Below are 8,011 nucleotides of genomic sequence, written 5' to 3'. Positions count from 1 at the left end.
GTGTATAAATTCTATCTACTGTCCCACATCAGCCTTATTGTACAAAAAGAATATATCCTGGTATGTGTCAAGATGATAAAGAGCACATATATGAGTCTAAATTATCGGGGCACAACCCTCTCACGTTCAGCAAACCAGATGCTCATTCGCACGCAAAATGACCTCTGAATGTTTTATTTGCGGCGACCACCGGCCGAATAGTTTGGAAACTCATCATGTTGTTCCGAAGCGGTATGGCGGCAGTGATAAACCGGAAAACCTCGTTGGTCTTTGTGCGAGCTGCCACTCTGCCATAGAAAAACTGTATGATGACTCCTTCTATCAGCGGCTGGGTATCGAGGCTACTGAAAACGAGTCCGCTGATTTGGGATTAGATGTTGAGGGGACAGAATTGAAGCCAACTAACACGAAAGACAGGGACTTCCACCCCCAGTCCCCACATGTATCAACTGAGAACTGGTGCTTAGAGATGACCTTCTACCAGTTTATATCTTACAGCCCTGACGAGCTGATTTCAGGCCACTTCCCTGAGTCAGAGCATCTCGAAAACCAACTCACTGAAGATGAAGAGGAGGTCATATCCTTCTTCAAAACGCATGGGGGCCCGCTTCGATATTGGATATTCCCCGAAAAGCCAAGAGAAACCCCGCCTGTCGCAATTGTGCTGAATGAGATTGACAGTGAAGATCTACCAGAAATAGCCAGTGGAGGTCAACGAAGTATAAAAACTGATGAAAAACTCGAAATAACGTCAGAATTCCAGCGGTATCACTGTGGGTACTGCCATTCAGTATATACAGAAGAAGAGAAGGCTGACCTAGCGGCCCACCTGCGAGTAAAGCACCGTATCGAAAACCCGTATGGAACCGATGTGCAAAACAATCCAGACGAGTATGGACTGCTTGACGATAATATGTTTTCCCGATAACAATTTAAAGACAGTACCGCTCTAACCAACACGGATCCATAGCATATTTTGTTGGTTAGACAATCCAACGCGTCCCTCACGCAGAGATTAACCGACGGAAGTGGGGTGGTGGGGGTGAAGTATACAGACACCGAAAGTGGATTCTAGGGGTGGTGTCTGTGACTGAGCATCGCCTGCCGCCAGATATGAACCTTCTGGCCTGAATTTTACTGGCGATAACACCTATCCGACGCGCGGCCCAATCGCTGGTGAATGACCGATCGGGAGCTGACCGAGGCCGAACGCCGGGTACTTAACACGCTGATCGCACAGACTAACGAGTTCCAGGGCGAGTGGACGAGCGAACGGAGCCTCCTCACGGTCTGTGCCGCCAACGGTCGGCTGACCGCAGACGAGACACTCACCGCGCTGGTTGCACTCACTAACAACGGCCACGTCGAGGAAGACGGCGAGGAGTATCGGCCGGCGGAGGGCGTCGAGCGGGTGCCGCATCCGGGTGAAGTATCGAAAAAATAGCGCGGAGCGGCTCGCTATGCCCCCGCTGCTTTCGCCAACAACTCTAGACCGTCTATCGCTGTCTGGAGTTCCGCGTTGGTAATCTGTCCGTCCCGTCCCACAACGCCGAGCCCGACCAGCGCAGTCCCGGCGATGACTTGTAACAACCGTTTCCTTCTCATTGTGTCACGACCGGCCCAATCGCCGGCCACTCGGGCGGCGAGGGTCTGTATATTAAAACTACCGAGCGTACCTATCGCGGTACATACGGCCGTAGTGACGCGCTAACCAACACAAAAGCCCGAACTACGCTGAGTGTTGGTTAGCTTCTTGTCAGCAGAGGGAAATTTTAACTACCCACCCTGTTCCATACAAATACATGTCAATATCAAATAAGCTACCAGGCATGGCTGCGGGGTCAACCGGACGCAACCTCGTGGTCGCGGTGGTGTATGTGCTAACGTTCCCAATCTGGCTGACACTGTTTCCCTTCATTGTCGGTATCTTTGTCTGGCGGAACAGCTACGGGTGGGCTGAGACGCTTGATGCGCTGCCTGGAATCGGGCCCAGTGGCGGACTCGTCGCGGGCGTGATTGCCTTCGGTTATATCATTGTCCTATTCGCGGCCTTTGGTGCAATCTTCGGCGGGAGTGGTGACGGTGGCAACACGCAGCAGGCCACCGACGGCGGTGCGGCAGATGCGCCCGGGACTGACACCAGTACACCTACGCCAACAGCGGCCGCGACGCAGACTCCAATCCCCGAACCTACGCCGACACCTACATCGACTCCGACGCCGACTGCAACCCCGACACCAACTTCAACGCCAACCCCAACCCCGACGCCAACCCCAGAACCGACCCCAACTCCCGCGCCCGAACCGGCTGAACCGACCTATGAGGTCCGAATCCAGTACGACGCCGAATGGCAGGGCTCACTCTCGATCACGGCAGATGGTGGATCGGCGAGCCGGTCGGTGGACGGATCGGGCACGACAACCATCGAAATTGATGAGTCAGACGTTCAGATCATCTCGGCCAATGCACAGAAACAAGACGACAGTAGCGCGACGTTGACAATCCAAATCCTCCAGAATGGAGATGTGGTCGCAGAGGCCACCACGGACACAGAATACGGACTCGCGCAGGTTAGCGAATCCTTCTTCTAATCTCCCTAGCGTGGGCTTCGACGGGCTCCGGGCCGACGAAGACCAGCCCAGCCGCGCCGTCCATTACATCCAAAACGCTAACCAACACAAAACTCCATTCCGCAACCTTTGTTGGTTAGCTCAATGCCGCCGTGCCAACGCCCGCCCCTTGTTCGGACCGATGCCGTTGACCTCCCGGTGCCCCTCCCCGTCGGCGTCGCGATACGCGGCCCAGCCGTCGAACCACTCCGCGATACGAAACGCCGTCTTCGGTCCGATCCCGTCAACGTCGGTCGCGTCGCGCATGATGCGCTCCGTGTCGGGATCTTCGACGACAGCAATCCGCTCGCCGAACTCGACGTAGTCCATCTCGGTGGTCTCGTAGCGCTGGCGCAGCTCGGCTTCGCGGTCGGTGAGGAACGCCTCGATCTCGTCGGGACCGTCGTCGCGGGTTTGGATGTCACGGGCGAGGTAGCCAGCGACAAAGCCCAGCACTATCGGCCCGACCAGCAAGAAGTCGACCATCGTCACCCACGCAACACGAGGTGGCCGTCGCGTTTCGTCCACTCGCCACGCAGGCGCTTCTCGTGCTTCACCTCACGCCAGATGTGTTCGGGGACGCGCCGGGTAATGCGCTCTTCTAACTTCTCCGCGGGGTAGCGGCCGTGTTTCGAGCGCATCTTCCCCTCGGCTTCCTCTTCGGCTGTCTTTTCGAGTTTCCGTTCGGTCTCGTCGACGTCAACGATGCCGAAACGGAGCAGGTCCTCGGCGAAGGCGTGCTCGACGGACGGGCCGGGACTGTCGCCCTCGAAAACACTTCCAGCGACCCGACAGACAGCGTCGGTCAGCGTGTCGGCGTCCTCGTGGGCGAGTTCGTGTGAGTTGACGCTGGCGTAGTAGCGCTCGCCGTCGGCTGTCGACAGTCGATAGGCCCGCACCTGGACCTGCGATGGTGTCCGCTCGGGCGACTCCATCTCTGTCGCTCGGTACCGAATCCGCCGGAACAGGTAGTACGCGCCCCGTGTGCCGACACCGGCTACCAGTGCAAACACACCGGCGACGAACCACGGCAGCCCGAAGCCAAGCGCGAGAAAGTACACTGTCACCATCGCGACAATCGGTACGCCGCGACGGAACACGGCCAGCCGGACGCTGGTATCGGCCGCGAGGTTCCCGAGTGCAGCCCGGAGGTCCGGGACAGCGCCGCGGGTGACCCACGCACCGACGACCAGCACCAGCAGGACCAGCAACCCACCGGCGGCCTGGACGGCGACCGACCCGGCGAGGAACGCACCGACTATCCCTGACAGTTGCCCGGTCGCAACGGCAGCGATGAGGTAGACCGGGATAAGCGGTGCAGCGACGGCGGCCGCCGTCACACCCAGCCGACGAGCGACGAGATACGCGACTGTCTCTCTGTCGGGGTCGTTGTGCGCTCGCACGAGCGCCCGAGTATCACGGACGACGCTGCGGCCGATAAGGTAGCCGAACACCAGCGCCACCCCAGCCGCCGACACTAGCCCGACGAGTGCGCCGACCCGCGGGATACCGGCGAGTGATCCCAGTGCCGCGGGGACCGCACCGGCAAGCCACACGCCGACGGCACCGACGACGACTGTCCAGATACTCAACCGCGACGTGACCGATATGTCTCGGGCTTCCGGCGCTCGTCGGTCGAGCAGGATGACGGCGACAGCGCTGGCGAGTAACAGTGCGATGACGGCCAGCGGGTGGTCGTACACCCACGACGCGGCCTGGACTCCGTACGCGAAGGTGAGCGCCCAGATGAAATCGGCGTAGGGGAACGCCCCGAACGCATCGACGGTCAGCGAGACGAACTCGCCCACCGCCCACTGCGTGTCGAGCCACAACTCGTCGACGCTCACGCCGTCGCCGCCGGCGAAGATGTCTCGGTACGTCGCAACGGACACGTGTACGAGCGCCGCCGTCACCGAGAGCCCGACGGCCAACTCCAGCAGCCAGCGTGCAAGCCGCGGAATAGCCGTCGCGTAGCTCCCCCACGCGTCGCCGAGTTCCTGTCGCACGGCACCCACGGCCGTCCGCAGCGACGCCTCCTCAACGTCCGGCCCGTCGCCGTCGAACAGCGCCCGAATCTCGTCACCCATCGCGTCGAGATCATCGTCGGCGTGGAGTCGCAGTGTCGTCGCCTCGATGGCCTCCCGCTGGCCGAGCAGGGCCTTCTTCTGGCGTGTCTGCTCTTCTGGCAAGCCGGAAAACTGGAGTAAATAGCTCCCGGCGACGAGGGCGGCCCCGAACAGGACGAGCAGGCCCACGGCGAAGGCCATCTGGGCGGCCGTAACCCCACCCGTCGAAAGGTCGATACCGGCCTGCAACAACAGGTTAGTCATCGGCTGGCACCCCGTTCTTGACGTTCTCGATGGTACGGTCGGCCTCTTCGACAGGGTCGCTGTGCTGGACGGCCCATTCCAGAGCTTCGGATTCGGCTTTGAAGTGCGGTAGTTCGAAGCCATCCGAGAGCATGTCGTCGGCGTCCATCCACTCGTTCAGGACGAGCTGGATGTCGTCCGGTCGCCCCTCGTTGTCGCAGATGTCGTGTTCGCGGACGAACTGGACGAACTCCAGGAGGTACTGGCCCCAGTGCTGACGGCTATCGAATTGCATCAGGTCCGCACCCAGCGCGTCCGAGAGTTCTTCCAGCGACATCGGGGCCTGTTCGACTGTGATGTCTGCCGGCGTCGCGTCGGTGTCGCTGAGGTCGTAGTTCCAGAGCGTCTGGTCGTTCCAGTCCAGCGCCTCGAGGAACTGCTCGTGTTCGTCCTCGTCGAGGCCGGTCAGGTCGACCGTCTCCACGTCGTCGGCCACGGTCTCCGATCGGGCAACGCGGGCGTCGATTATGGCCCGCTCGCTATCGTCGCCGCCGTCAGCCGAGACGTCCTCACGCTCGACAACACCGACGTAGCCGTCGTGGCCCATCGCCTGGATGCGGTGATCGACGAGGTTCCGGGGCCGTCGGGCTGCGACGAGTCGCTTCAACCCGTCGAAGGGCGTCCGACCGATGGCCTGGTACGCTCTCGCCACCAAATCCCCGAAGAAATCCGACCAGTCCCACTTGGCGACTGAGCGCATCTTCTCGCGCCAGTTGAGTTCGCGGGCCTTGTCGTCGATGTCCTTCTCCTCGGCTTTCAGCGACTCGCTCCGGTGGATGTATTGGATGTCCGAGAACCGCGTGACGAGGTGGAAGGTTCCGAACAGCGCCAGGATGAGGAGCCCACCCAGCGAGACGAACAGCGCGACGACGAGGCCGGTGAAGTTGCCGGACAGCGCCGCCAGCGGGTTGTTCGCGAGCTTCGATAGTTCGACAGCCTTCTGGGTTTGCTGCTGGATATCGACGCCGCTGCCGTAGATCCCGACGAGTGAACTCTCCCATTCGGACCAGTTCGCCGCGTCGGTGCGCATCTCGTCAATCTCGCCGCTCTGGTAGTGCTCGTAGCTGGTGTTTCCTTCCGACCGAACCGTCGTGACGTAGCGCGTGCGGACGGTCTCGGTCCCGTTGTCGGTCCGCACCTGTTCCTCAACTTCCCAGTAGAGTTCAGCGCTCCCGACGACGCCGTTCGTGTCGTACTCGAAGACACCCATGCGGTCGTTGAACGTGAGCTGGCCCTGACTGCCAACGACGCCGAAGCCGATGACGTTCTCGGCGTCGAAGTTCTGGGGCTGGAGCGTGGCCTGCGTGCCGTTCATCACGTAGATGGTCTCGTTGTTCTGCCGGAGCGTCGATGTCTCACCGACGTAGCCCGGGGTTTCGATGGCGACACTCGCCTGTCGGGCCGTGGGCCCGCTAGTTTCCGAGTCGCTACCGTCAGTACTGTTCGCCTGACTCTCGTTGTACCACGCCGGTTGGAGACCGGTTTTCTCCCAGGTCATCCAGTCGGTGATGTGTGCTTTCTGGGTCTGGTTAAACCCGAACTCGTCGTCGTGGCGCGGTGAGATCGCGTACACCGCGTCGATCTGTTTCTGCGACGACGTCGACGGGTTGGAGTGGACGATGTCCGTCACCTCCTCGGCAGTCGTATTCTCGACGAGGCACTGCCGATAGGCATCGGTACTCTCGTACGCGCTCATCGCCTGACAGTCAGCGGGTGACGCTGCGGCTGGACCGGTGACGCCGGCGACAGCACTGACGAGCAACAGCGCGGTCAGTAGGATTCGAAGGCCGCGCATCAGTCACTGCCCCCGTTGGTCATCACTCGCTCACCAGCTGACTGCTGGGGCCGAGCCTGTCCACGTGGGACCATCCCGGCCTCGGCGAGGTCGCTGTGTGTCTTCACGATACGCTGTCGGATCTCGCGTTCGTTCTGCTTGGCGCGAGTCTGCCACTTGTCACGGTCGTCTTTCACGTTGTCTAACTCCGTTTCGGTCTGTTGCAGCGAGCGTTTGAGGTCCGCCAGCGATTCTGCGAGGTCGCGATACCGCTCGGGATCGACGATCTTCGGTGGCTTCGTCACCACGTCGGACTCCGCGCCGAATTCGTCGAGCACGAGCCCGTCACAGAGGACGGCGGTGATCCGGCCGACGAACGTCTCCCGGTCCGAGTGCAGTGCGTCCTCGATGCGGATGCGTGCCTGGTCGTCGGCCTCGCGGCCCTGCTTGGACCACTGGCGTTGCCAGTCATCAGCCAGGTCCGCAAGCGTCAGCGGTCGGCCGGACAGCCCGGCCAGCGAGAAGCCTTTCAGCGGTTCGAATACAGCGTTGCCACCGGAGTCCTCGGTCCGGTTCCCGACGTAGAAGCCGAGGCCGCCGCCGTCGGTCTCAGATTTCGGGATGAGCAACACCAGCCAGTCGACGTGCTGGAGTTTCGACTTGATGAGGCGCATTCCAATCCAGATGAGGACGGGCACAGCGACCAGCCACTTGATGAACTCCCGAACGATTGGGTTGCCCGTGAGTCCCGGGAGAAACCGGCTGCTGTAGACGGCGAACAGGCCGCCACCGACGACGAAGAAGTACCCGAACAGGAAGAACAGTCGCTTCCGGCTGGCGAGTCGGTCCCGCAGCGTCGCGCTGGTTTCGTCCCGCCACGTACTCGGGTTGGCGGCGTCCTCGAGGTCGACGCGCTGGTCGTCGTCGGCACTCCGGTATCGGTCGGGGTTCGTGACGATGTCGTAGAACGCTTTCAGTCGCTCACCGGTCATCGGTCTCACCACCTATACTTCCGGTGCTGGTTGGTTGTACGCAATACTGCTCGGTGTCGTGGCCCGGCGTTAGCAAGATCCCGATGTTCGGGATAAGCCGGGCGGTGCATTCTTCGCCCTGGGACAGCGGACACGCCGAATCCCGCAGGAAGTCCCGCGAGAAGTACGGCTGTGCCCCGTGGCCGTTGGGCGTCAGTGTAACGTCTATCTGGTCCATGATGTACTATCGAACTGCGACAGAAGGTCGGTTGAAACTCTATACTCCGC

Annotated in this window: 9 protein-coding genes; 3 read left to right on the top strand and 6 right to left on the bottom strand. The window is 61.0% G+C overall.

All coding sequences use genetic code 11. The features are described 5' to 3' along the window. The first annotated feature begins 157 nt into the window (after positions 1-157). Together DVK01_RS20395 and DVK01_RS20390 are read left to right on the top strand one after the other, a co-directional pair. Positions 158-928, top strand: a complete 771-nt coding sequence (locus DVK01_RS20395; protein WP_121538628.1) for an HNH endonuclease — start codon at positions 158-160, stop codon at positions 926-928. A gap of 252 nt (positions 929-1,180) precedes the next feature. Then, the gene (locus DVK01_RS20390) at positions 1,181-1,444 is read left to right on the top strand and encodes a hypothetical protein (protein WP_121538626.1); all 264 of its coding nucleotides are present in this window, start codon (positions 1,181-1,183) and stop codon (positions 1,442-1,444) included. A 14-nt stretch (positions 1,445-1,458) separates the two neighbouring features. On the opposite strand, the gene DVK01_RS21945 is transcribed toward DVK01_RS20390, so the two are convergent. Next, positions 1,459-1,605 carry a hypothetical protein gene (locus DVK01_RS21945; RefSeq protein ID WP_158598791.1) on the bottom strand — a complete coding sequence of 49 codons (147 nt, stop codon included), beginning with the start codon at positions 1,603-1,605 and terminating at the stop codon, positions 1,459-1,461. A gap of 224 nt (positions 1,606-1,829) precedes the next feature. Here DVK01_RS21945 and DVK01_RS20385 point away from each other — a divergent pair, with 224 nt between their 5' ends. After that, the gene (locus DVK01_RS20385) at positions 1,830-2,591 is read left to right on the top strand and encodes a hypothetical protein (RefSeq protein WP_121538624.1); all 762 of its coding nucleotides are present in this window, start codon (positions 1,830-1,832) and stop codon (positions 2,589-2,591) included. Positions 2,592-2,711: 120 nt separating this feature from the next. On the opposite strand, the gene DVK01_RS20380 is transcribed toward DVK01_RS20385, so the two are convergent. Genes DVK01_RS20380 through DVK01_RS20360 form a run of 5 tightly spaced genes read right to left on the bottom strand, consistent with a single transcriptional unit; the run spans position 2,712 to position 7,961 of the window. Continuing rightward, positions 2,712-3,095: a hypothetical protein gene (locus DVK01_RS20380; RefSeq protein ID WP_121538622.1), complete on the bottom strand. Its 384-nt coding sequence runs from the start codon at positions 3,093-3,095 to the stop codon at positions 2,712-2,714. 2 nt (positions 3,096-3,097) lie between these two features. Then, the gene (locus DVK01_RS22670) at positions 3,098-4,939 is read right to left on the bottom strand and encodes a hypothetical protein (protein WP_233562825.1); all 1,842 of its coding nucleotides are present in this window, start codon (positions 4,937-4,939) and stop codon (positions 3,098-3,100) included. Then, the gene (locus DVK01_RS20370) at positions 4,932-6,773 is read right to left on the bottom strand and encodes a hypothetical protein (RefSeq protein ID WP_121538620.1); all 1,842 of its coding nucleotides are present in this window, start codon (positions 6,771-6,773) and stop codon (positions 4,932-4,934) included. Before DVK01_RS20370 ends, DVK01_RS22670 begins: the two co-directional genes overlap by 8 nt. Further along, positions 6,773-7,744, bottom strand: coding sequence for a PspA/IM30 family protein (locus DVK01_RS20365; protein WP_121538618.1), 972 nt, complete (start codon positions 7,742-7,744; stop codon positions 6,773-6,775). Before DVK01_RS20365 ends, DVK01_RS20370 begins: the two co-directional genes overlap by 1 nt. Then, positions 7,734-7,961, bottom strand: coding sequence for a hypothetical protein (locus DVK01_RS20360; RefSeq protein WP_121538616.1), 228 nt, complete (start codon positions 7,959-7,961; stop codon positions 7,734-7,736). The genes DVK01_RS20365 and DVK01_RS20360 overlap by 11 nt, the downstream gene beginning before the upstream one ends. Between the last annotated feature and the right edge of the window lie 50 nt (positions 7,962-8,011).

The organism is Haloarcula sp. Atlit-120R, from assembly GCF_003665885.1.
Lineage (GTDB): Archaea > Halobacteriota > Halobacteria > Halobacteriales > Haloarculaceae > Haloarcula > Haloarcula taiwanensis.
This window is presented reverse-complemented; position numbering and strand designations above follow the sequence as displayed.

Excerpts from the sequence above, each read along its gene's own strand:
- DVK01_RS20395 (WP_121538628.1), top strand. The coding sequence starts at position 158 with ATGACCTCTGAATGTTTTATTTGCGGCGACCACCGGCCGAATAGTTTG.
- DVK01_RS20390 (WP_121538626.1), top strand. The coding sequence starts at position 1,181 with ATGACCGATCGGGAGCTGACCGAGGCCGAACGCCGGGTACTTAACACG.
- DVK01_RS21945 (WP_158598791.1), bottom strand. The coding sequence starts at position 1,605 with ATGAGAAGGAAACGGTTGTTACAAGTCATCGCCGGGACTGCGCTGGTC.
- DVK01_RS20385 (WP_121538624.1), top strand. The coding sequence starts at position 1,830 with ATGGCTGCGGGGTCAACCGGACGCAACCTCGTGGTCGCGGTGGTGTAT.
- DVK01_RS20380 (WP_121538622.1), bottom strand. The coding sequence starts at position 3,095 with ATGGTCGACTTCTTGCTGGTCGGGCCGATAGTGCTGGGCTTTGTCGCT.
- DVK01_RS22670 (WP_233562825.1), bottom strand. The coding sequence starts at position 4,939 with ATGACTAACCTGTTGTTGCAGGCCGGTATCGACCTTTCGACGGGTGGG.
- DVK01_RS20370 (WP_121538620.1), bottom strand. The coding sequence starts at position 6,773 with ATGCGCGGCCTTCGAATCCTACTGACCGCGCTGTTGCTCGTCAGTGCT.
- DVK01_RS20365 (WP_121538618.1), bottom strand. The coding sequence starts at position 7,744 with ATGACCGGTGAGCGACTGAAAGCGTTCTACGACATCGTCACGAACCCC.
- DVK01_RS20360 (WP_121538616.1), bottom strand. The coding sequence starts at position 7,961 with ATGGACCAGATAGACGTTACACTGACGCCCAACGGCCACGGGGCACAG.